Genomic DNA, 22452 nt, shown 5'->3' with positions numbered 1-22452 from the left:
CTGCGCGCACGTAAGTATGTCTATTTGATTTGAAAGGAAAGTATTATGGGGTTTGGGGACGCAATTCGCACCTGCCTTAACAAGTATTTCACAATTCAGGGGCGCGCGCGGCGCGCGGAGTATTGGTGGTTTTATCTGTTTGTTGTTCTGGTCGGGACACTTCCGACCCAGCTTGGCGCGGCCATGCAATCCAATGTGATCATGATCATCGGCGGGCTGATTTCGCTTGCACTGATAATCCCGATCATCACTGCGGGCATTCGTCGTCTGCACGACAAGGACAAGTCCGGCTGGTGGTTCCTGATAGGTCTGGTGCCAATCGTGGGTATCATCTTGCTGCTGGTCTGGTTCGTGACCGAAGGCACAAAAGGCCCGAACCGGTTTGGCGAAGACCCGCTGGCCTGATCCGGTCCGCAGGATTATTTAAAGGCGCGCCCATTTGGCGCGCCTTTTGCGTCAGTAGCTGTATTCGCCGTAAATCCGCGTCAGATCGCCGTTCCAATCGCCATTGTAGCGGTCCAACAGTTCATCGGCGGGCGTCTTGCCTGTCTCGATAGTTTCGTGAAGCGCATTCAGAAAGTGGGTTTCATCGGGTAGCATCCCGCCCGCGCCCGGTTTGGCGCGATTGCGCAACCCGGTTTCGGAAATCGCCACGGCCTCGCGGGCAAGGTCGTGCATGGAAATGTTGCCCACCCTGGCCTGCAACCCGTCCACGGATGCGGCCACGCGCAGGGCCTCGCGGGTTTCAGCGTCCCAACCCTTGACCAGATCCCAAGCGGCATCCAGCGCCTCTTGGTCATAGGTCAGCCCGACCCAGAACGCGGGGAGGGCACACAAACGCCGCCACGGGCCACCATCGGCCCCGCGCATTTCGATGAATTGCTTGATCCGCGCTTCGGGGAAGACGGTTGTCAGGTGGTCGGCCCAATCAGACAGGGTCGGCTTTTCGCCGGGCAGGGCGGGCAGTTCGCCTTTCAGAAAGTCGCGGAATGACTGGCCCAACGCGTCGATGTATTTGCCGTCGCGGTAAACAAAATACATCGGCACATCCAGCACCCATTCCGCCCAGCGTTCAAACCCCATGCCGTCCTCGAACACCCATGGCAGCATGCCGGTGCGGTCGGGATCAAGATCGCGCCAGATGCGGCTGCGCCATGATTTATGGCCGTTCGGCTTGCCCTCGAAAAACGGCGAGTTGGCGAACAAGGCGGTGGCGACGGGTTGCAGGGCCAACGCGACGCGCAGTTTCTGCACCATGTCCGCCTCGCTGCCAAAGTCGAGGTTCACCTGCACGGTGCAGGTCCGATACATCATCTGCGTGCCATGGCTGCCGACACGGCCCATGTAATCGGTCATCAGTTTGTAGCGGCCCTTGGGCATCATATCCATCTGGTCATGGGTCCAGATCGGGGCTGCCCCAAGGCCGATGAACCCCACGCCGATCTTGTCGGCCACATCCTTGACCTCGCGCAGGTGTTCGTTCACCTCGTCGCAAGTCTGGTGGATGGTTTCCAGTGGTGCGCCTGACAGCTCCAGCTGCCCGCCCGGTTCAAGGCTGACATTTGCGCCGTCCTTTTCAAGGCCGATGATATTGCCGCCTTCCAGCACCTCGGCCCAGTTGTAAGTGTCGCGCAGGGCTGTCAGCACCGCCTTGACGGACCGATCACCTTCATAGGGCAGGGGCTTGAGTGTGTCTTTGCAATAGCCAAACTTTTCATGCTCGGTTCCGATGCGCCATTTGTCCTTGGGCTTGCAGCCCTTGGCCAGCAGTTCGGCAAGTTGATCATGGCTTTCAATGGGGCCGCCGCCGGACTGTGGAATGGACATGGGTTTGGCCTCGCTTTGGGGTGTTTCAGGTTTCTAGGGGTGATCGTAACGCGCGCCAGTGTCAATGCGGCGCGGGTCAACTTAATGCAACTGGCGGTGCGGTTTTTGCCAGATGGTAAAGCGCGCGTTTTCGGTCGATTGCGCGGCGCTGATCGCTTTTTCATAGTTTACGCCCTGCAAGGCCGCCAATGCATCAAATAGCGTATCCGCCCCTGCCGCATTGCCGGGAATCATCAGCGGCGCCGCGCCATCCATAAAGAAAGTCCAGATCAGGTCACTGCCCAACGGTCCCTGATCCGTGGTTTCGATTTCAACGCGGGTCAGGTGATCAATCGACACCGAGCCGCCGCCAGACGGTCCGAAATAGGTGATCTGGCGTTCGTCAACTTCGACAACGCCGGGGCCATCGTGCCCTTGGGGGAAACGGGCGTTGCGTGCCGCGATCAGGGTCAGGGCGATGCCCGTTACCGTGACCAGCGCGCCGATGACTTGCCAGAACAACCCGCCGCGCAGGAACAGCCAGACGCCGAACAGGGTGATACCGATCCAGACCGCGGTTTCGGCCCAGCGCAGCAGACCTGCGCGGGCTTCGGGGCGGATAAAATCAGCCATGCGCCACCTGTGGGGTCTTGAAGATATGAAGCGTGAAATCGCCGGTGCGCTGAAACCCCAAAGCTGCATAGGCGCGCCGTGCAGCAGGGTTGGCAGCAGCAAGGATGGCGTTGCGCGCGCCGTCATCGCGCGCCTCGGCCAGATGCAAGGCAACCGCGCGGCGTGCATATCCACGCCCCCGCAAGTCGGGCGGGGTATAAACGCCACCGATTTGCACGGTGTCGGGCAGGGTCGCATTGAAACCGGTCAGTGCGACAGGGGCGTCATTGACAACCAGCACACGGTGGCTGTCGTTGGTGATATAGGTCGCTACGTCACGCGCGCCGATTGAGGCGGCCTTGTCAGGGTCAGCGCCCATCGCCTCGGTGACAAATGCGGCGCGCCAGTCAGCCATTTGTGATTTGTTAGTTTCCGCCAGCGGCTCAAGCTGTCCGTTACCGTCAGGCGTGACAAGATCGGCCAGATCAAGCTGCATCAGCGGTTCGCGCCCGTTGATGCCCGCAGGAGCCTCCGTAAGCTTGAGCGCCACGAGGACGGCATCGCATTGGTCACTGCCACCCGTAAGCCCGATCAGCGGGCGATCCGCGCAGATTTGCGCAATTTCGGACCAGTCGCCCGACGGGCAGTTGGGCATGACCATACCTTCGTTGGTGATCGTCAGGACATCGGTGATTTGCCCGTTGTGTTCAGCGACCCAGAACCGCGGCCCGCGCGGGGCAGCACTGCCCCAGCCATACCGAGCAAGGTTGGACAGCGGGAACATCGCGGTGGCGATGTGATCTGTCAGAAACGCGGTGATCGCGGGCAGTTCGGCCTGCTTGGCGGGGCGCATCACCAGTCGCCCAACTGTTGTTGCCACACGGTCAGCGCGGCCACCGCAGCCGTATCGGCGCGCAGGATGCGTGGGCCAAGGCTGACCGCGTGCGCATAGGGCAGGGCATGCAGGCGCTTGCGTTCCGTATCGGAAAAGCCGCCCTCGGGACCAATCAGGATCGCCCAAGGGCCGCCGTTTTCCGGTAGGGCGGGGCTTTGACCCACCATCCTTTCGTCGCAAAACATCAACTGACGATCAGCGGGCCAATCATCCAGCAGCTTGCCCAGTTTCTGCAACTTAGTGACTTCGGGGACATAGGTGCCGCCGCATTGTTCCGCCGCCTCGATCGCGTGGGCCTGAAGGCGGTCCTGCCGGATGCGCTCGGAATTGGTGAAATCGGTCTGCACCGGGCAGATGCGCGCCGCGCCCATTTCCGCCGCCTTTTCGACGATGAAATCGGTGCGCGCTTTCTTGATCGGGGCAAACAGCAGCCAAAGATCGGGGGGCATTTGCAGCGGCTTGGTCTGCGCCTCGACCGTCAGTTCAACCCGCTTGCGGCTGGCGGCATCTATGCGCGCCGCCCATTCGCCGTCACGCCCGTTAAAGACATGAATGACATCGCCAGCACCCAGCCGCATGACGTTGGCGAGGTAATGCGCCTGATCCGTCAGCGTGATGCCTTGCCCCCTATCCAGCGGGGCGTTTACAAAGAGGCGCACAATCGAAGCCATGGGCGGAACATATGACCGACAACGCGCCGATACCAGAGCAGAGCGGGCAGGTTTCCGATGCCGTTGCGGGAAACTGGGTGGACCGTTTTGCGCCTGCCGCTACGCGCCCGTTTCTGCGGCTAAGCCGTGCGGACAGGCCCATCGGTACATGGTTGCTGCTGCTACCATGTTGGTGGGGGTTGGCGCTGGCCATGCTGATGACCGGGCGTTTTGGCTGGTATGATCTATGGATCGCTTTGGCCTGTGCGCTGGGGGCGTTCCTGATGCGCGGCGCGGGGTGCACATGGAACGACATCACGGACCGTGACATTGACGGTTCGGTCGCGCGCACCGCGTCACGGCCCATTCCATCGGGGCTTGTCGGCGTGCGCGCAGCGCTGGCGTGGATGCTGGTGCAAACGTTGCTGTCGCTCGTGATCCTGCTCACATTCAACTGGGCGGCAATTGCGCTAGGCGCTTTGGCCCTGCTGCCTGTAGCGATCTATCCGTTTGCCAAGCGGTTTACATGGTGGCCGCAGGTGTTTCTGGGCCTCGCGTTCAATTGGGGGGCACTGCTCGCGTGGACTGCGCATACGGGCAGTCTGGGCTGGCCTGCAGTGGTTCTGTATGTCGGCGGGATTGCCTGGACGCTGTTTTATGACACGATCTATGCGCATCAGGACGCCGAAGATGACGCGCTGATCGGTGTGAAATCCACCGCCCGCCTGTTCGGAGACAACAGCCGCAACTGGCTGCGGCGTTTCCTGGCCATGACGGTGCTGCTGATCGGGCTGGCCGTCATTGGTGCAGCGATTGACCGGTCCGTGCTGGCGCTGGTTGTCGCGTTGGGCGGGCCATGGGCGATGGGCTGGCATCTTGCTTGGCAGTTGCGCCAGTTCGACGCGGATGATTCCGCCGGACTGCTGCGTATTTTCCGCTCGAACCGTGATGCAGGGCTGATCCCTGTGCTGTTTTTCGCCGTTGCGTGGTTCCTTTGATTGAACCTTGGCCGCAAGCGGCTTAGGACAACAACAGCCAAATTATGTGATTGGACGCCATGCGCCTTTCTTCTTTGTTTATTCCCCTTGCCGCGTTTGTCGTGGCTGCGATCGTTTCGGTCTTTGCCGCACAAGCCACCGTCGCCGTTGTCGAGGATCGATCGGTCGATGCGGTGCAGGATTCGCTGCAGGACGCCGGCCATAACTGGGCAACTGTTCTGGGTGACGGTTTGCAGGTCATTCTTGAGGGAGAGGCTGCGTCCGAGGCCGTTCGTTTTCGGGCAATTTCGATATCCGGCACGGTGGTGGATGCAAGCCGCGTGATCGACAACATGACGGTTGTCGATTCCGCAGGCATTGCCCCGCCCGATTTTTCCGTCGAAATCTTGCGCAATGACAGTGGCGTATCTTTGATCGGGTTGATTCCTGCCGCGTCCGACCGCGCCGCCATCACCCAGCGGATCGGTGATATCGCTGGTGAAAACCTGCCCGTGACCGATTTGCTGGAATCGGCGGACTATCCGGTGCCCGATGGTTGGGATCCGGCCATGGACTTTGCACTGCGGGCCTTGGCACAGTTGCCACGCTCAAAGATTTCGGTAGCGTCGGGTGTGGTTGAAATCACGGCGATTTCCGAAAGCGCTGAACAAAAGGCACGTATTGAAACCGAACTGCGCCGCACAAGGCCAAGTGACGTGCGCATGGCCCTCGATGTGACGGCGCCGCGGCCCGTCATTTCCCCGTTCACCGTGCGCTTTATTCTTGAAGATGGCGCTGCGCAGTTTGACGCCTGCGCCGTGAGCGCCGACGCGGGCGAACGCAAGATCATCGCCGCTGCACGCGACGTTGGTTTGACAGGTCCGGCAAGCTGCACGCTTGCGCTGGGCGCGCCATCGCGCACCTGGCCCGATGCTGTTGCCCGTTCGATCGCGGCCCTGGGTGAACTGGGTGGGGGCACCGTGACCCTGTCAGATACAGATATCACCCTTGTTGCACCCCAAGGCACCGCGCAGGGGCTGTTTGACCGGATCGTTGGCGAACTTGAAAACGACTTGCCCGATGTTTTCGCGCTCGAGGCCGTTCTTCCTGCCGCGCCCGATGCCGCCGGTGCGGGCATTCCGCAATTTACCGCCACACGTAGCCCCGAAGGAAATGTGCAGTTGCGCGGGCGCGTGTCGGACGAAACCTTGAATTCCATCGCCGAAAACTACGCCCGCGCCCGTTTTGGTGGCACGGATATCGATATGGGCACCCGTATCGTCGATGGTTTGCCTGCAAACTGGTCTGTGCGCGTTCTTGCGGGGATCGAAGCCTTGTCGATGTTGTCCAACGGGTCGGTCGTTGTTGAGCCCGAAAGCCTTGTGGTGCGGGGAAACACCGGCAACGAAGGGGCAAGTGCTGCGATTTCACGGCTGTTGATCGACAAATTGGGCCAGTCCGAACAGTTTGAAATTGATGTGGTCTATGTCAAACAGCTTGACCCGATTGCCGGCTTGCCAACGCCCGAAGAATGTATCGGTCAGATCGTTGGCTTGTCATCGGAACGCAAGATCACCTTTGAACCGGGGTCGGCCACCATTGATGCCGCCGCGCAGTCGCTGGTTGATGATATTGCCGAGGTGCTGAAGCTTTGTGCCGAGTTGCGGATCGAAATCGCGGGTTATACCGACAGTCAGGGCCGCGAAGAGATGAACCAGCAACTGAGCCAACAACGCGCCGAGGCCGTGTTGGCCGCATTGCGGATGCGCCGCGTTCCCACAAGCAGTTTTTCGGCAATTGGCTATGGTGAAGTGGACCCGATTGCGGATAATGAAACCGAAGCAGGCCGCGAGGCCAACCGCCGGATTGAATTCCGTTTGATCGAAGCAGAACCGGTTGAAGAGCAGCCAACAGCCTTGGAAGAGGCCGAAGCCGCCGTTACCGAAGAAGAATCAGAGACAGGGACCACCGATGAACAGAACTGAGTTTATCATTGCCACAGCGATCATTCTGTTCGTGGCGTTCTGTCTTGGGTGGTTTGCAAGCTGGCTTGTCAATCGCTTTACCCGCGTCACCAAGGCCGAGATCGGCGAGCTGGACAAGATGGCGCAGGCCCTGCACGAGGCCGAGGAAACCCGCGATCAGGCGATTACATATCTGCAACAGCGCGAGGCCGAAATCACCAATCAGCTGTCCCAGACCGAGGCCGAATTGCGGGCCGCCATGGACGGCTTGCGCGATGCCCGCCACGAGGCCGAGGAGTTGCGCAGCCACATTGAGCGGCAAAACGCCTGAGGGCGAAAGACGCTTTTGCAGGGTGCCACGCTGGCCCGGCCCGGCGTTTTTAGACGAGGGATGTGCCGCTATTGTGCCCCGGCCAGCGCCGCAACAATTGCCATCGCGCTGTCACTTGACCAATCCGCATCCCCTTGCAAGCGGGCGATTTCCTGACCCTCGGGGTTCAGGATCAACGTGACGGGCAGGCCAAGCACACCCATGTCGCGGGCCAGATCACTGCGTGGGTCACGGTGAAGCGGCAGGTTGGTCACGCCGATTTCCTCGAAAAACCGTTCCATCGCGGGTTGCGGGTTGGGGCCGGTCGCAATCGTGACCACCTCGATCGCGTCACCGCCATGAGTGTCTTGCAGGGCCGACAGTTGCGGCATTTCCTTGCGGCAGGGCGCGCACCATGTGGCCCAGAAGTTCAGCACCACATAACGCCCCTCGAATGCGGCAAGTGTGATCCGGCCACCATCCTCGGAGATGAACTCCTGATCGGATCCGCGCGCAGGTTCACTGTGAAAGTTCAGCTTGCGCATATCACCCTCGCGCAGGGCCGTCAGGGCGGCAATGTCCGGCCCTTCTGCCGCCGCAGCATTTGCAAGCACGGCAAGGGCCGTATAAAGCAGCGCTGACTTCATTTTCCGTGCCGTCACTTTCAACATGGGACCTCCGATATGACCAAATCCTCGAATGCAATGTGGGGCGGACGCTTTAGCGCGGGGCCGGACGCGATCATGGAGGCGATCAACGCCTCAATCGGGTTCGACAAACGCATGGCGGCGCAAGACATCGCAGGCTCGCGGGCCCATGCGGCAATGTTGGCCGCACAAGGTATCATTAGCAGTAAGGACGCAGACGCGATTGGGGAAGGCCTCCTCACGGTGTTGTCAGAGATTGAAGGCGGAACGTTCCCCTTCCGCACCGATCTGGAAGACATCCACATGAACGTCGAGGCGCGCCTGACCGAGATTATCGGTGATGCAGCGGGGCGCTTGCACACTGCGCGGTCGCGCAACGATCAGGTTGCCGTCGATTTCCGCCTGTGGGTACGCGACCAATGCGATGCGGCTGACAGCGCCATGGCCGCGCTGATGACTGCGCTGTTGGGGCAGGCCGAGGCGGGGGCCGATTGGGTCATGCCGGGTTTCACGCATTTGCAGGTCGCCCAGCCTGTCACATGGGGCCATCACATGATGGCATATGTGGAAATGTTCGCCCGTGATCGCGCGCGATTTGCCGATGCGCGCAAGCGGATGAACCTGTCGCCGCTTGGAAGCGCTGCATTGGCGGGGACGTCATTTCCGATTGATCGGGATGCAACGGCGCAGGCGCTGGGCTTTGACGGACCGATGCACAACTCGCTGGACGCAGTGGCGGATCGCGATTTTGCGCTCGAATTTCTGGCCGCCAGCAGCATTTGCGCGATGCACCTGTCGCGGCTGGCCGAAGAACTGGTGATCTGGTCGTCCGCGCAGTTCCGTTTCGTCAAGATGTCGGACAAGTGGTCAACGGGGTCCAGCATTATGCCGCAAAAGCGTAATCCTGATGCCGCCGAGCTGATCCGCGCCAAGATTGGCCGGATATTCGGGGCCAATGTGGCGCTGATGACGGTGATGAAGGGGCTGCCGCTGACCTATTCCAAGGACATGCAGGAAGACAAGGAACAGGTGTTTGATGCTGCGGACCATTTGATGCTGGCGCTGGCTGCGATGACGGGAATGGTGGGCGACATGACTGCCAACCGCGAATCCCTGCGCGCCGCCGCCGCCACCGGATTTTCCACAGCGACCGATCTGGCCGACTGGCTGGTGCGCGAATTGGGCCTGCCCTTCCGCGAGGCGCATCACGTCACTGGCGCCCTTGTGGCCAAGGCCGAAGCGGCAAATTGCGACCTGCCGGACCTGTCCCTTGAGGTCATGAAATCCATACATGAAGGAATCCGCGAGGACGTGTATGATGTCCTTGGCGTCGAGAATTCCGTGGCGTCCCGTATGTCATATGGCGGCACTGCACCCGCGCAAGTGCGTGCACAGGTCGCCCGTTGGAAAGAGGTTCTATCATGAAGAAGATTTCCGGTTTGATCGTTGCACTGACCATCCTGTCAGCCTGTGGTGCCGATGCACCCCCATTCACGCCAACCGCGAACGCGGGTGTTTCCGTAGGGACCGGGGGCGTCAGCACGACAGCTGGTGTCGGTGCGACCAATGGCACGTTCAGCGTCGGGGTCAGCCTGTAAATGTCGCCGCTGCGCCTGATCTACCTTGCCCTTGCGATCTGGGGCGCGATCCACCCGATGTATTATTTTGTAACGTGGTTTCAGGCGAACGGTTGGGACATCATGGCGATGGTCGATGCGTGGCATGTGAATGCGGCGACATCCGGTCTTGTCTGGGACCTGACGATTGCCGCGATTGCCCTGACCGTCTGGATCGTGGCCGAGGTCACGGTGCGCCGCAACTGGTTCGCGCTGGTCGCCATTCCGGCAACGTTCTGCATTGGCGTGAGCTGCGGTCTGCCGCTTTATCTGTTCTTGCGCGCCAAACCGATCACGTAGGGGCTTGGGCTTGCTGACTGGTCTGCTATGTCATGGCCCGAGTTTGGAGCGTGACTGATGGACCACTTCATTTACCGTTACGGCGCGCTGTTCGCCGAAGATGTGCCGGTGGCCGAAATTGCGGCCGCGGTCGGCACGCCGTTCTATGTTTATTCGACAGCGACCCTGCAGCGCCATTATCGCCTATTCGACGAGGCGCTGGGCTTTGCCGACCATCTGGTGTGTTTTGCGATGAAAAGCCTTTCAAATCAGGCTGTTCTGACCGTCTTGGCGCGCGAAGGTGCGGGCATGGATGTTGTGTCGGGTGGTGAATACGCCCGCGCGATTGCCGCAGGCGTTCCAGGCGACCGCATCGTGTTTTCTGGCGTCGGCAAAACGGCGGACGAAATGCGCATGGCCTTGCAAGGCGGGATTCGCCAGTTCAACGTCGAAAGCGAGCCGGAAATGCTGGTGCTGAATGCGGTCGCGCTGGAATTGGGCGTGGTTGCGCCCATCACCGTGCGGGTCAATCCGGACGTGGATGCCAAAACCCACGCCAAGATTTCGACCGGCAAGAAAGAAGACAAGTTCGGCATTCCGATCAGTCGCGCCCGCGAGGTTTATGCGCTGGCGGCGACCTTGGCGGGTCTGAAAGTCATCGGTATTGATGTACATATCGGGTCGCAACTGACGCAGTTGGACCCGTTCGAGGCGGCTTATCGCAAGGTGGCCGACCTCACGGAACAACTGCGCGCTGATGGTCACGAGATTACGCGCCTTGATCTGGGCGGCGGGCTTGGTATTCCATATGAAAGGTCCAATTCCGCCCCTCCGTTGCCCGTTGAATACGGCCAGTTGATCGAACGCACAGTGGGTCATCTGGGCTGCGAAATCGAGATTGAGCCGGGGCGGCTGATTTCCGGCAATTCCGGCATTATGGTCAGCAAGGTGATCTATGTAAAATCGGGCGAGGACCGCAATTTCCTGATCCTTGACGGTGCGATGAACGACCTGATCCGCCCCGCGATGTATGACGCATGGCACGATATCGTGCCTGTGGTGGAACCCGCAGCAGGCGTGGAACAGCAGCGGTACGATATCGTTGGCCCTGTGTGCGAAAGTGGCGACACATTCGCCAAGGCGCGCGATATGCCGCCACTGGCCGCCGATGATCTGGTCGCGTTCCGTTCTGCAGGTGCTTACGGAGCGGTGATGGCAAGCGAATACAATTCCCGCCCTTTGATTCCCGAAGTGCTGGTCAACGGGGATCAATTTGCGGTTATCCGCCCACGCCCTACCTTTGAAGATATGATTAATCGCGATAGCATCCCTGAATGGTTAGGGTCGTCGTGATCCGGCCAAACTGAACGGAGCGGGCAACTGACCCAGCGCTTTGATCCTTTGTCGCACCTGCGCGTGCCTGTGTTTGCCACGCAAGTGGGCATGCTGGCCGAACGCGTGACACAGGCGTTCTGGCCGTTCTGGACCATTCTTTTCCTGACACTCGCGCCGCTCATGATGGGCTGGCAGGATAGTCTGCCCGTTGAAATCGTTTGGGGTTTCGGTGTTGTGATGGTGCTGGCGCTGATCGCTGCCGCGATCTGGGGCGCGCGCCGTTTCAAGATGCCAAAACGGGCCGAGGCCGTGGCGCGGGTCGATTCCCGCCTTCCGGGACGTCCGATTGCGGCTTTGGCGGATCAACAGGCAATTGGAGCTGGCGATGCCGCCTCCGAAGAAATCTGGCAGGTTCACCTTGAACGGATGGCCGCGCGCAGCCATGACGCCAAGGCGGTGCAGCCTGATCTGCGCATTGCATCGCGCGATCCTTACGGGTTGCGCTATGTCGCGCTTTTGGCACTGGTTGTCGCGTTCATGTTCGGCTCGCTTTGGCGGGTCGGGTCGGTGGCTGATCTTGGGCCGACAAGCGGGGCGGCGATGGCATCTGGCCCGATGTGGGAAGGCTGGGTCGCACCGCCTGCCTACACAGGCAAGCCAACGCTGTATCTGGCAGATATCCCTGCAGGCCCGCTGCGCATTCCCGAAGGCAGCACCGTGACATTGCGCCTTTATGGCGAGGTTGGTGCGCTGACAGTGCATGAAACCGTGTCAGGGCGCGTGGGCGAGGTTGAAAGCGCCACGGCGCCGCAACAGGCCTTTGTTGTGGAGCAGGCCGGGCGTCTGGAAATTGATGGCGATGGGGGTGCCGCGTGGGACGTTTCCGTCATTGACGACATCGCGCCAAGTGTCAGCATCACCGCCCCTGTCGAGGCCGATGCAAACGGCGAGATGGCGCAGTCCTTTGTGGCTGATGATGATTATGCGGTGGTGTCGGGCACAGCGACCATTGCGCTTGATCTTGATCGTGTGGATCGGCGCTATGGGTTGGCAGTGGCGCCTGATCCGATTGAACCTCTCGTCCTTGACCTGCCGATGCCGTTTACGGGCAGTCGCGCCAGTTTCGAGGAAACGCTGATTGATAACCTGAGCGAGCACCCGCTAGCGAACCTGCCCGTGACCCTGACGTTAAGTGTGACGGACGCGCGCGAACAGGTGGGGACGGGCGTGCCGGAACAGTTGGTCCTGCCGGGCCGGCGGTTTTTCCGCCCGATCGCAAAATCGGTGATCGAACAGCGCCGCGATCTGATGTGGTCGGCGGACAATGACCGCCGTGTGCTGCAGGTGCTGCGCGCGCTGTCCAATCAGCCCGGCGATCTGTTTCGCAATGAAACCACCTATCTGCGGATGCGCCATATCATTCGCCAGTTGGTGAACTACGAAGAATTTGGCATGAACGACGACCAGCGCGATGAACTTGCGCAGGCCTTGTGGGATTTGGCGATCCAGCTTGAGGATGGCAATCTGGCCGATGCGCGCGAACGTCTGGAGCGCGCGCAGGAACGGCTGGCCGAGGCAATGCGCAATGGCGCCAGCGACGAGGAAATCGCCGCCCTGATGGACGAGTTGCGCGAGGCGATGGACGATTACATGGCGATGCTGGCACAAAATGCGGAACCCTCGGATGGCGGCACCGATCAACCCGATGGCGGTGAAGGTGAAAGCCTTGATGTGTCCCGCGCTGAACTGCAGGCCTTGATGGACCGTATTCAGGAACTCATGGAAGAAGGCCGCATGGCCGAAGCGGCCGAGTTGATGGAACAGCTCAATGAACTGATGGAAAACCTGACCGTGACGCAGGGCGAGGGTGGCGATGGCCCGCCAACCCCCGGCGAGCAGTCGATGGAAGACCTTGCCGACACACTGCGCGATCAGCAGCGTCTGAACGACGAAGCCTTCCGCGACTTGCAGGAACAATTCAACCCCGGCCTTGGCGACCAGCAAGGCGACCAGCCGCAACCCGGACAGGGCCAACAAGGGCAACAGGGTCAGCAAGGCCAGGGCGAAGGTGGCGACCAACCTTTGGAAGGCGGAGAAGGCGGGCAGGACGGTCAGGAAGGCCAAGGCTTTGGTCAGGGCGATCGTCCCGAAGGGGGGCAGCAATCAGGCGACGGGGCTGGTGGTGAAGGTCAGGCTGGCACAGAACAAAGCCTTGCCGACCGTCAGGAAGCCTTGCGCCAAGGCTTGGAGCAATTGCGCAGCCGCCTGCCGAGCCTGCCCGGCGAAGCAGGCGAGGAAGCACGCCGCGCGTTGGAGCAGGCGGAAGGTGCCATGGACGAGGCCGAAGATGCCCTGCGCGAAGGCGATCTTGCCGAAGCGATCGACCGTCAGGCCGAAGCGATGGATGCCCTGCGCGAAGGCATGCGCAGCCTTGGCCGCGCCCTGGCCGAAAACGATGTGGACCAGCCCCAGGAAGGGCAGGGCGGCCAAGAGGGCGACGTGACAGAACAGGCCGAAACCGAACGCCGTGATCCGCTGGGCCGGCAGATTGGCAACACGGGCCAGTATGGATCGGATGAAAACATGTTGCAGGGTGGCGATGTCTATCGCCGCGCCGAGGAACTGCTGGAAGAACTGCGCCGCCGGTCAGCCGATCAGGCGCGCCCCGATCTGGAGCTTGAGTATCTCAAGCGGTTGCTCGACCGGTTCTAGGCGCTAGGCTTCGGGCGCGCTGTCCATCCACATCAGGATGTCTTGCATCCGCAGGTCAAGCCACAGGCGGGCCTGATCGACCATTTCCACATAGTTTGTGAGGATCGGTTCAAGCGCTGGCACCAACGCGCTGATTTGCGGCGCAAATACGTAGATCGCAGCGGCAATCGCCGCCACAATCACAATCAGCCAGAACCCGAACCGGAAGCCGCGTTTGCGCTGGCGGCCTTGGGCGGCAACGGCTTCGGTCTGATGGCCACTGCCTTCGCGTTCGCTGGACGACCGCAGGGTCGAGTTGATTTCTTCGATATCGGGTAGCAATTCGCGGCGTGACGCGGCAACCGTCGCCGCCGCTGCGGCTTCGGGTTCGCCGCGCAGGCGGGCCATACGGCGGCGCGCTTCCTCGTCGCGCTGGTCTTGCGCGCTGGGGGTATCATCAAGCCCAAGGTCTTGCTGCGTTTCCAGATCGGGCCGCGATTCGGCCTGGCGCGCGGCTTCTTCACGGTCGGCTTCCTCGCGCAGGATACTGGCAACGTCGGGGTCAAGTTCGCGGCGTTCGGGCTGATTGGGCGCGGGGCTGTCGTCATCCCCGGTGTCATCCCCGGACGGGTCAGCAGACTCCGGTTCAGAATCGGGTATGTTTTCCGGCTCGGCCTCGGGTTCAGGCGCTGGTTCCGGTTCGGGTGTTGTTTCGGACTCCGGTGCAGGCGGCGGTGGCAAATCAATGCCTTCTTCAGCGGCTTCGGATGCGCCGGGATGTTCGAACCACGTTTGCCCACAGTTGGAACACTGCACATCACGTCCAGCTTGGGGGATGACATCATCCGCAACTTCGTATTGTGCCCCGCAATTCGGGCAAATCAGTCGCATATTGTTTCCCTTACGCCCGTTTTCATGCAGTTTTCCTGCGGTTGTTTACCATTATTTAGCAGCCAAAGACAGAAGCGCAAAGGAATTGCGACCAGTTGGTGCAAGGGTGTGATTGAAACCCGTCACCTTATTGGGCAAAAGGAAGGCAACCAGCAAAGGGGTTTCCTGTGATCGCGCTCGAAAATGTAGCCTATAGCTACGGCGGCGGAGAGCTGTTTTCCGGGGTGGACCTATCGCTTGCACCCGGATCGTTTCACTTTTTGACCGGTCCTTCGGGGGCGGGCAAGACGACCTTGCTCAAACTTTGCTACGGTGAATTGACCGCGACATCGGGCCATGTGCGTGTGTTTGACCAAGATACCCGCACCATGGATCGCGATGCGATAGCCATGACGCGCCGCAGGATTGGTGTTGTGCATCAGGACTGCCAGTTTCTGGACCATCTGCCATTGGCCGATAACGTGATGCTGCCACTGACGGTCGCGGGGCGCAGGGCCGAAGGCGCCGGAAATCTGAAAGACCTGCTTGGTTGGGTCGGGCTGACAGCGCAGGCCGATCAGCTGCCGCCACAACTGTCTGGCGGCGAACGCCAGCGCGCAGCTTTGGCGCGCGCGGTGATCATGTCGCCCGATGTCATTCTGGCTGATGAACCCACCGGCAACATTGACTATGAAATGTCCCAGCGCCTGCTGACCCTGCTGATCGAGTTGAACAAGATGGGCAAGACAGTGCTGGTTGCGACCCACGATTTGTCGTTGATCCGTGCGGCAAAAGCGCAGGTTGCAACCCGTGTCTTGCGTCTCAAGGACCGGCGCTTGCAACTGGCGGGGGCGGACCTGTGAAAGATATTCTGTCGCGCATCATGGCCCTTCTCGCGGGCGATCCACAGGCGGACCGCGCCGTGCCACCAACCGGTTTCACCGCACGTCTGACCGTTTTCACGGCAGCAGCGATGGCGTTTCTGGCGGTGTTCGCTTTGGCCCTGTCACTGGCCACGGGCCGGCTGGCAAATCGCTGGGCGGCGGAACTGGCGCAAACCTCGACGTTACGCATTTCCGCGCCTGCCGATCAGATGGCCGCCCAAACCCGCGCGGCGATGACCGTGCTGGAAACCACACCAGGGGTGGCGCAGGCCCGCCCGTTAACGGCAGATGAACAGCGCGACTTGCTGGCCCCGTGGTTCGGGCCTGACCTGCCTGTTGAAACCCTGCCCATTCCGCAATTGATCGAGATTATCGAAGACGGCGACGGCTATGACGCCACCGGTCTGCGCGCCCGCCTGCAGGCCGAGGTGCCCGGTGCTGTGCTGGATGATCACACCCGGTGGCGCGAACCGCTTGTGGCGGCAGCAGGGCGTTTGCGCACGCTTGGCTTCGTTGCGATCCTGTTGATTGCCGCCAGTACTGGCGCGATGATCACGCTTGCCGCCAATGCGGCGCTGGCAGCCAACGCGCAGGTGATCCGTGTCATGCGCCTTGTCGGTGCGCGCGATATCTACATCGCCCGCGCCTTTGTGCGCCGTTTTACCCTGCGCGCCCTGACAGGGGCGGCGGTGGGCATGGTGGCAGGTATCCTGGCCGTGCTCCTGCTGCCCCGCGCTGACGTTGCCGGCGGTTTCCTGACGGGACTTGGCTTTCAGGGGTGGCACTGGCTTTGGCCCTTGGTCATCCCGCCATTGGCAGCGATCGTGGCCTTTTTCGCAACCCGCGCCGCGGCGCTGCGCACCTTACGGGAGCAGTCATGAGTTACGCCATCCAATGGGTCCGTTCGCTGATCTTCAATGCGCAGATGTATGTGATGATGCTGCCTATCGCGATCATCTATCTGCCTTGGGCCATTGCCTCGCCGCATGGGGCGATTGCCGCCTGCCACGCCTATTGCCGCTGGGTCCGCTGGACTGCCGCTTGGATGATCGGGATGAAAACCGAAGTGCGTGGCGAGGTGCCGACCGACGAGGTGCTGATCGCCGCCAAGCACCAGTCGTTCATGGATGTGATCATGATTTACGGCGCCGTGCCGCGCGGCAAGTTCATCATGAAACGCATCCTGATGTATGCGCCCATTCTGGGCCAATATGCCCTGCGGATCGGTTGCATCCCCGTCAATCGGGGCAAGCGGGGTCAGGCGATCAAAAAGATGCTGACGGATGTCGCCAATGGCGATGCCTTGCCCGGTCAGTTGATCATCTATTCCCAAGGCACGCGCATCGCACCGGGCGTCACGGCACCCTACAAAGTCGGCACGGGCGTTCTCTATAAGGAAATGGGGCAGGACTGCGTGCCTGTGGCCACCAATGTCGGCGTGCTCTGGCCCAAGCGCGGGGTCTATCGCGCGCCGGGAACGGCTGTTGTTGAATTTCTACCACGGATCAAGGCTGGATTGCCGCAGGCGGAGTTCATGTTGCAATTGGAAGAGGCGGTCGAGGGACGCTCGAACGCCCTTATGGCCGAGGCCGGGTTTGATTTTACAAAAGGGGTCGAACATGCAGACGGTTGATACAATTGCCGATCTTGAGGCGCTATATGATGCGCCCGCCCCTGCGTCCCTGACCAAGGTCGCGCACCAGTTGACGCCGCTATATCACCGCTGGATCTCGGCTGCGCGGTTTGTGGTGGTCAGCACGGTGGGTGCAGGCGGCACTGATGGCAGTCCGCGCGGCGATGATGGTCCGGTCGTGCATGTTCAGGACGCGCAAACCCTGCTCTTGCCCGACTGGCGCGGCAACAACCGGCTTGATACCCTGCGCAATATCGTCGCCGACGGGCGCATCAGCTTGATGTTCATGGTGCCGGGCGAAAACAATGTCGTAAGGGTTAACGGGCGCGCTGTGCTCGCCGTTGACCCGGCCCTGACCGCACAGTTTGAACAGGGCGGCAAACACCCCCGTTCCGTAGTCGTTATCACGATTGAGGAGCTTTATTTCCAGTGCGCCAAGGCAATCATGCGATCCGCGATTTGGGCGGACGCTGACAAGGCCGCTGTGCCGACTGCCGGTGAATTTCTGCGCGAACAGTTGGCCGATTTCGACGCCAAGAGTTATGACGCGGCCTATCCCGAATATGCCAAATCAAAGATGTGGTAGTTCAGGCCGCCAGCCCCTTTGACCCCAGCCCAAGATATTTCTTTCGCCGTGCATCGCGGACGTCTTCGCCCGACTTGCCCTGCATTTCGGCCAGCATGATCTGGATCGCCTTGCCCACGGCGGCAATGCTTTCCGCCTTGTGACGATGCGCGCCGCCCACGGGTTCCTTGATGATCCGGTCGCAGACGCCCAACTCCTTGAGGTCTTGGGCCGTCAGGCGCAGCGCCTCGGCGGCTTCGCGCATCTTTTCAGCGTCTTTCCACAGGATCGAGGCACAGCCTTCGGGTGAAATCACCGAATAGATTGAATGTTCAAGCATTGCCACGCGGTTGGCCGTGGCGAATGCGACGGCGCCGCCTGATCCACCCTCGCCGATGATGACGCTGACCAGTGGCACCTTGACCGACAGGCACTTTTCGGTGCTGCGCGCGATGGCTTCGGACTGGCCGCGTTCTTCGGCGCCTTTGCCAGGGTAGGCGCCGGGTGTGTCCACGAGCGTGACAATCGGCAGGCCGAAACGGTCGGCCAAATCCATCAGGCGGATCGCCTTGCGGTATCCTTCGGGGCGGGCCATGCCGAAATTGCGCTCGATCCGCGACTTCGTGTCGTTGCCCTTTTCGTGGCCGATGACCATGACGGGTGTGCCATCCAAACGGGCAAGGCCGCCCATGACGGCGTGATCGTCGGCAAAATTCCGGTCCCCTGCAAGGGGCGTGTATTCGGTGAACAGGGCGTTGATGTAATCCATGCAATGGGGGCGGTCGGGGTGACGGGCCACCTGACATTTGCGCCAAGGCGTCAGATCGCCATACAACTGCGCCAGCATGTCGGCCGCCTTCTTGTCCAGCGCGGCGGCCTCTTTGTCCGTGTCGGTGCCCTCGTTGGCGCGGGCAAGCGCGCGCAGTTCTTCGGCCTTGCCTTCGATTTCGGCCAGAGGTTTTTCAAATTCGAGGTAGTTGGTCATGCATCACGCTCCGCTTGGGCTTGACCTGATATAAGGCGGCGTGGCGGTCAGATGCAACTCACCAAACCCTGCACATCTGCGTGCTTGCAATGCGGGGCGGCGGGCGGCAGGATTTGCGGGTTACACTATATGGAGAGATTTATGCGTTTTTCAGCCCTGACTTTGGCATTTGCCTGCACCCTTGCAGCCCCTGTGGCGGCTCAGGACATCAATTTTGGCAATAACGATGGTGAATGGGCCAACGATGGCGAATGCGATGACCGCCGCTTTTTTGGCGCGGGCATGGCCAGCACCGTGACCTGGGACTATGTCGGGCAGGATGCAGCGGATTGTCAGGCGCTTTTCGATGCTGGTGCGGTTCAGTTGTGGGACATGGCCGCATCCGTGGCGGCAACCACCTGTCAGGCGATTGATTTTGGCGATGACAGCGGTGACTACCCGCAAGATGGCGAATGTGATGACCGCCGTTTCGAAGGGCTCGCCGTGGCGCATGTCCTGCTACCGGACTATGTGCGCCGCGATGCCAGCGATTGCAGCCAGTTGTGCGCATACGGCGTGATCGGGCTGCGCGAATACTAGGGCGCGGCGCAAGTCAGCAAGATTTGTCGTATGACGGTGTGGCACAGACACACTATGCGTAATCAACCTGCCAATGACCCGACCAGCGCCCGTATTTTGCGGGTGCTGGATCATATCTACGCAAATACGGACGGCGACCTGTCGCTTGACCATCTGGCTGACGTGGCAGCGCTCTCGCGGTTTCACTTTCATCGCGTGTTTCGCGCGATCACGGGGGAAACCGTGGCGCAGGCCGTGCGCCGGGTCAGGATGAACCGCGCCGCGAACCTGTTGGTGCAGGGCGATGATGCCATCGCGAAGATTGCCAACAGTTGCGGCTATCCCAACGGCGATAGTTTCGCCCGCGCGTTTCAAGGACAGTTCAGTGTGACACCCGCCGCCTTTCGGGCGCGCGGGGCCATGCAGGTTGCACGCACAACCCTGACTGAAAGGAAGCAAATGACCTATCCTGTTGAAACCCGTGATTTGCCTGCGCACCGTTTGGCAACTGTCGATAATACTGGTCCGTATCCAAGTATCGCAAAGGCCTTTGATACGATCGCGGCCCTGATGACTGCGCGCGGTCTGTGGCCACACGCGCAAGGCATGGTTGGGATTTACCTTGATGACCCCGCGACTGTCCCCGAGGCCGAACTGCGAAGCAAAGCTTGCGTGATCGTTGATAAAAAGTGTGAAATCACCCCGCCTATGGGCGAACACGTTCTGCCCGCGGGCGAATATGTGGTGCTGACCTACACCGGCCCGTATTCGGGCCTGCCCGCGGCGTATGACCAGCTTTATGCGCAGTGGTTGCCCCAGTCGGGGCGCGAATTGCGTGATCTTCCCTGTTGGGAGCGCAACCTGAACTCGCCCATGGACACCGTGCCCGAAAACCTGATCACCGAAATTTGCCTACCGCTAAAACCGGCCTAGCCCGTGATCATTTCCGATTGTTTCACGATGACCTCGGCCTGTTTGATGCTGGCGATGTCAACAAGGCGGCCCTTGTAAACAGTCGCCCCTTCGCCGCGCGCCTTGGCGTCTTCCATGGCTGACAGGATCTCGCGGGCCTCGGCGACGGCTTCGGTTGACGGGGTAAACACCTCGTTGGCCAAAGCGATCTGCTTGGGGTGGATGGCCCACTTGCCGACCATGCCCAGGGTCGCACTGCGCCGCGCCTGTGCGCGATAGCCTTCGTCGTCGCTGAAATCACCAAAAGGCCCGTCAACGGGCAGCACCCCATGGGTGCGGCAGGCGGCAACCATGGCCGTCTGCGCCCAGTGCCACGGATCGGAATAATGGCGCGCATCGCCTTGGAGCATATAGTAATTGTCCTGTGTGCCGCCGATGCCGGTGGTCTGCATCCCCATGGAGGCGGCGAAATCAGCCGCGCCAAGGCTCATCGCGGCCAAGCGCGGCGAACTGGCGGCGATTTCTTCGACATGGGCGATACCGGCAGCGGATTCGATGATGACTTCGAATGTGATTGGTTTGCTGCGGCCCTTGGCGCGTTCAATCGCGGTGACCAAAGCATCAACGGCATAAACATCCGCCGCGCAGCCAACCTTGGGGATCATGATCTGATCAAGGCGATCACCCGCCTGTTCCAGCAGATCGACCACATCGCGATACCAATAGGGGGTATCAAGGCCGTTGATGCGCACCGACACAATCTTGGTGCCCCAATCGACCTTGTTGACCCCTGCGATGACGGCGCGGCGCGCTTCATCCTTGTCATTCGGGGCGACGCTGTCCTCAAGATCAAGGTTCACCACATCCGCTGGCGAGGCCGCCATCTTTTCAAACAGCGACGGGCGCGACCCTGGACCAAACAACTGGCAGCGGTTCGGACGGGCAAGGGGGGCAGGTTGCAGGCGGAAGGACATGGCGGACCTTTCGGGTAATGATGTTTCGTTTCAGCTTGGTGAATGAGTAGAATATTGCGCAAGCGCGCGCAAGGCGTGTTTTGCAGTTGCAGCATTGCAGGCGCGGCATTCGGGCGAATTTCTTGTGTGGCGCGCATATCTTGCGCCAAGAGCGGCTGTTGCGGGAAAATCCTGCGCAATCTTTGCGCACAGACGAAAATTCGGAATGACTTCGCGACCCTCGCGCTTGAAAATGGTGCGAAACAGAATCGGAGAGAGCCATGATCAAGACGCCCTACCTGCTTTTCCTTGGCGATGCGCCAGACCAACTGGCCGCAAAGGTTGCCCAAGGCATCAAGGACTGGCGTCCGGATCATGCGGTCGGGCAGTTGCGCCTGCCCGGCTGCGGTGCCGACCTTGGCCTGCCTGATCTGACCTTGCAAGCGGCGCGCACTGCTGGCGCGCAAACATTGGTGATTGGCGTGGCCAACCGTGGCGGCGTGATCTCGCAGGCATGGAAAAAGGTGCTGGTGATGGCGCTGGAAGAAGGGTTTGATCTGGCTAGCGGTTTGCACAACCTTTTGCGCGACGAACCCGATCTGGTCGCCGTGGCCAAGGCCTGCGGGCGCAGCCTGCATGACGTGCGCATACCGTCGGTGAAATACCCCATTGCAAGCGGTGTGAAACGGTCTGGCAAACGCTGTCTTGCCGTGGGCACGGATTGTTCGGTGGGCAAGATGTATACCAGCCTTGCCATGGACCTTGAAATGAAAAAGCGCGGGCTGAAATCATCGTTCCGCGCCACGGGGCAGACCGGCATTCTTGTCACAGGTGACGGCGTGCCGCTGGATGCTGTCGTGGCTGATTTCATGGCCGGATCGGTGGAATGGCTGACACCGGACAATGACGACGATCACTGGGATCACATCGAAGGGCAGGGCAGCCTGTTCCACGTGTCCTATTCCGGCGTGACGATGGCCCTGATCCATGGTGGCCAGCCCGATGCGCTGATCCTGAGTCACGAACCCACCCGCAAGCATATGCGGGGCTTGCCGGATTACGCATTGCCAAGCCTTGAAGTGTTGCGCGACACCGCCCTGGCCTTGGCGCGCGTGGCCAATCCGGCCTGTCAGGTCGTCGGGATTTCGGTCAATACCCAGCACCTGAGCGAGGCTGATGCGATGGCCTATCTGGCCGAGGTCGAGACCCGCATGGGCCTGCCTGCGGTTGATCCGTTCCGCCAAGGTGCGGCGCGGCTGGTGGATGCGCTTATCGCCGTCTAAGGTGCGCGTGGCTGTCGTCGGAGCCTC

Annotated in this window: 24 protein-coding genes; 16 read left to right on the top strand and 8 right to left on the bottom strand. The window is 60.8% G+C overall.

Annotated features, from left to right (window positions below; all coding sequences use genetic code 11):
- Positions 1-45: 45 nt before the first annotated feature.
- Positions 46-405, top strand: coding sequence for a DUF805 domain-containing protein (locus tag SJY21_RS08660; protein WP_377509025.1), 360 nt, complete (start codon positions 46-48; stop codon positions 403-405).
- 51 nt (positions 406-456) lie between these two features.
- On the opposite strand, the gene SJY21_RS08655 is transcribed toward SJY21_RS08660, so the two are convergent.
- From SJY21_RS08655 to SJY21_RS08640, 4 genes are all read right to left on the bottom strand, one after another.
- Positions 457-1827 carry a glutamate--cysteine ligase gene (locus SJY21_RS08655; RefSeq protein ID WP_377509022.1) on the bottom strand — a complete coding sequence of 457 codons (1371 nt, stop codon included), beginning with the start codon at positions 1825-1827 and terminating at the stop codon, positions 457-459.
- An 81-nt stretch (positions 1828-1908) separates the two neighbouring features.
- Positions 1909-2439 carry a hypothetical protein gene (locus SJY21_RS08650; RefSeq protein ID WP_377509019.1) on the bottom strand — a complete coding sequence of 177 codons (531 nt, stop codon included), beginning with the start codon at positions 2437-2439 and terminating at the stop codon, positions 1909-1911.
- Complete coding sequence (locus SJY21_RS08645; protein ID WP_377509016.1) at positions 2432-3298, bottom strand: GNAT family N-acetyltransferase; 867 nt, start codon at positions 3296-3298, stop codon at positions 2432-2434. The genes SJY21_RS08650 and SJY21_RS08645 overlap by 8 nt, the downstream gene beginning before the upstream one ends.
- Positions 3271-3984, bottom strand: coding sequence for a 16S rRNA (uracil(1498)-N(3))-methyltransferase (locus tag SJY21_RS08640; protein WP_377509013.1), 714 nt, complete (start codon positions 3982-3984; stop codon positions 3271-3273). Before SJY21_RS08640 ends, SJY21_RS08645 begins: the two co-directional genes overlap by 28 nt.
- Positions 3985-3995: 11 nt before the next feature.
- On the opposite strand from SJY21_RS08640, the gene ubiA reads away from it, so the two are divergent.
- The 3 genes from ubiA to SJY21_RS08625 are packed head-to-tail and all read left to right on the top strand — an operon-like array spanning position 3996 to position 7235.
- Positions 3996-4961: a 4-hydroxybenzoate octaprenyltransferase gene (gene ubiA / locus SJY21_RS08635; RefSeq protein WP_377509010.1), complete on the top strand. Its 966-nt coding sequence runs from the start codon at positions 3996-3998 to the stop codon at positions 4959-4961.
- Positions 4962-5020: 59 nt separating this feature from the next.
- A complete protein-coding gene (locus tag SJY21_RS08630) occupies positions 5021-6925 on the top strand; it encodes an OmpA family protein (protein ID WP_377509007.1) in 1905 nt (634 codons plus the stop codon).
- Positions 6912-7235: a hypothetical protein gene (locus SJY21_RS08625; protein ID WP_377509004.1), complete on the top strand. Its 324-nt coding sequence runs from the start codon at positions 6912-6914 to the stop codon at positions 7233-7235. Before SJY21_RS08630 ends, SJY21_RS08625 begins: the two co-directional genes overlap by 14 nt.
- A gap of 68 nt (positions 7236-7303) precedes the next feature.
- On the opposite strand, the gene SJY21_RS08620 is transcribed toward SJY21_RS08625, so the two are convergent.
- A complete protein-coding gene (locus tag SJY21_RS08620; protein WP_377509001.1) occupies positions 7304-7885 on the bottom strand; it encodes a TlpA disulfide reductase family protein in 582 nt (193 codons plus the stop codon).
- 12 nt (positions 7886-7897) lie between these two features.
- Between SJY21_RS08620 and argH the strand changes: the two genes are divergently transcribed.
- The 5 genes from argH (at position 7898) to SJY21_RS08595 (ending at position 13803) form a co-directional block, all read left to right on the top strand.
- Entirely contained in the window at positions 7898-9286 is a 1389-nt protein-coding gene (gene argH / locus SJY21_RS08615; RefSeq protein WP_377508998.1) for an argininosuccinate lyase, read from the top strand.
- Positions 9283-9459: a hypothetical protein gene (locus SJY21_RS08610; RefSeq protein WP_377508994.1), complete on the top strand. Its 177-nt coding sequence runs from the start codon at positions 9283-9285 to the stop codon at positions 9457-9459. The genes argH and SJY21_RS08610 overlap by 4 nt, the downstream gene beginning before the upstream one ends.
- Positions 9460-9777, top strand: coding sequence for a DUF2834 domain-containing protein (locus tag SJY21_RS08605; RefSeq protein WP_377508991.1), 318 nt, complete (start codon positions 9460-9462; stop codon positions 9775-9777).
- Positions 9778-9834: 57 nt separating this feature from the next.
- On the top strand, positions 9835-11109 hold the full coding sequence (gene lysA / locus SJY21_RS08600) for a diaminopimelate decarboxylase (protein WP_377508988.1): 1275 nt from the start codon (positions 9835-9837) through the stop codon (positions 11107-11109).
- A 63-nt stretch (positions 11110-11172) separates the two neighbouring features.
- A complete protein-coding gene (locus SJY21_RS08595) occupies positions 11173-13803 on the top strand; it encodes a DUF4175 domain-containing protein (RefSeq protein ID WP_377508984.1) in 2631 nt (876 codons plus the stop codon).
- Between the two features lie 3 nt (positions 13804-13806).
- On the opposite strand, the gene SJY21_RS08590 is transcribed toward SJY21_RS08595, so the two are convergent.
- The gene (locus SJY21_RS08590; protein WP_377508981.1) at positions 13807-14673 is read right to left on the bottom strand and encodes a zinc-ribbon domain-containing protein; all 867 of its coding nucleotides are present in this window, start codon (positions 14671-14673) and stop codon (positions 13807-13809) included.
- A 167-nt stretch (positions 14674-14840) separates the two neighbouring features.
- Between SJY21_RS08590 and SJY21_RS08585 the strand changes: the two genes are divergently transcribed.
- The 4 genes from SJY21_RS08585 to SJY21_RS08570 are packed head-to-tail and all read left to right on the top strand — an operon-like array spanning position 14841 to position 17755.
- Complete coding sequence (locus SJY21_RS08585; RefSeq protein WP_377508978.1) at positions 14841-15515, top strand: cell division ATP-binding protein FtsE; 675 nt, start codon at positions 14841-14843, stop codon at positions 15513-15515.
- Positions 15516-15535: 20 nt separating this feature from the next.
- Positions 15536-16417: a cell division protein FtsX gene (locus SJY21_RS08580; RefSeq protein ID WP_377513200.1), complete on the top strand. Its 882-nt coding sequence runs from the start codon at positions 15536-15538 to the stop codon at positions 16415-16417.
- Positions 16414-17169 (top strand): lysophospholipid acyltransferase family protein, encoded by a 756-nt coding sequence (locus SJY21_RS08575; protein ID WP_377508975.1) that lies wholly within the window; start codon positions 16414-16416, stop codon positions 17167-17169. The genes SJY21_RS08580 and SJY21_RS08575 overlap by 4 nt, the downstream gene beginning before the upstream one ends.
- A complete protein-coding gene (locus tag SJY21_RS08570; protein WP_377508972.1) occupies positions 17156-17755 on the top strand; it encodes a pyridoxamine 5'-phosphate oxidase family protein in 600 nt (199 codons plus the stop codon). Before SJY21_RS08575 ends, SJY21_RS08570 begins: the two co-directional genes overlap by 14 nt.
- 1 nt (position 17756) lies before the next feature.
- Here SJY21_RS08570 and SJY21_RS08565 read toward each other — a convergent pair whose 3' ends face one another.
- Positions 17757-18719, bottom strand: coding sequence for an acetyl-CoA carboxylase carboxyltransferase subunit alpha (locus SJY21_RS08565; RefSeq protein ID WP_377508969.1), 963 nt, complete (start codon positions 18717-18719; stop codon positions 17757-17759).
- 141 nt (positions 18720-18860) lie between these two features.
- On the opposite strand from SJY21_RS08565, the gene SJY21_RS08560 reads away from it, so the two are divergent.
- A complete protein-coding gene (locus tag SJY21_RS08560) occupies positions 18861-19298 on the top strand; it encodes a hypothetical protein (RefSeq protein WP_377508966.1) in 438 nt (145 codons plus the stop codon).
- Between the two features lie 54 nt (positions 19299-19352).
- The gene (locus SJY21_RS08555; RefSeq protein WP_377508963.1) at positions 19353-20210 is read left to right on the top strand and encodes a GyrI-like domain-containing protein; all 858 of its coding nucleotides are present in this window, start codon (positions 19353-19355) and stop codon (positions 20208-20210) included.
- Here the strand turns inward: SJY21_RS08555 and SJY21_RS08550 are convergent.
- Entirely contained in the window at positions 20207-21163 is a 957-nt protein-coding gene (locus SJY21_RS08550; RefSeq protein ID WP_377508960.1) for an L-malyl-CoA/beta-methylmalyl-CoA lyase, read from the bottom strand. The two genes, SJY21_RS08555 and SJY21_RS08550, sit on opposite strands and share 4 nt — an antisense overlap.
- 260 nt (positions 21164-21423) lie before the next feature.
- On the opposite strand from SJY21_RS08550, the gene dgcN reads away from it, so the two are divergent.
- Complete coding sequence (dgcN, locus tag SJY21_RS08545) at positions 21424-22425, top strand: N-acetyltransferase DgcN (RefSeq protein ID WP_377508957.1); 1002 nt, start codon at positions 21424-21426, stop codon at positions 22423-22425.
- The last annotated feature ends 27 nt before the right edge of the window (positions 22426-22452 follow it).

It is taken from the genome of Octadecabacter sp. R77987 (assembly GCF_042466115.1).
GTDB lineage: Bacteria > Pseudomonadota > Alphaproteobacteria > Rhodobacterales > Rhodobacteraceae > SW4.
Note: the sequence above shows the minus strand (reverse complement) of the source record. Positions and strands in the feature narration are given on the sequence as shown.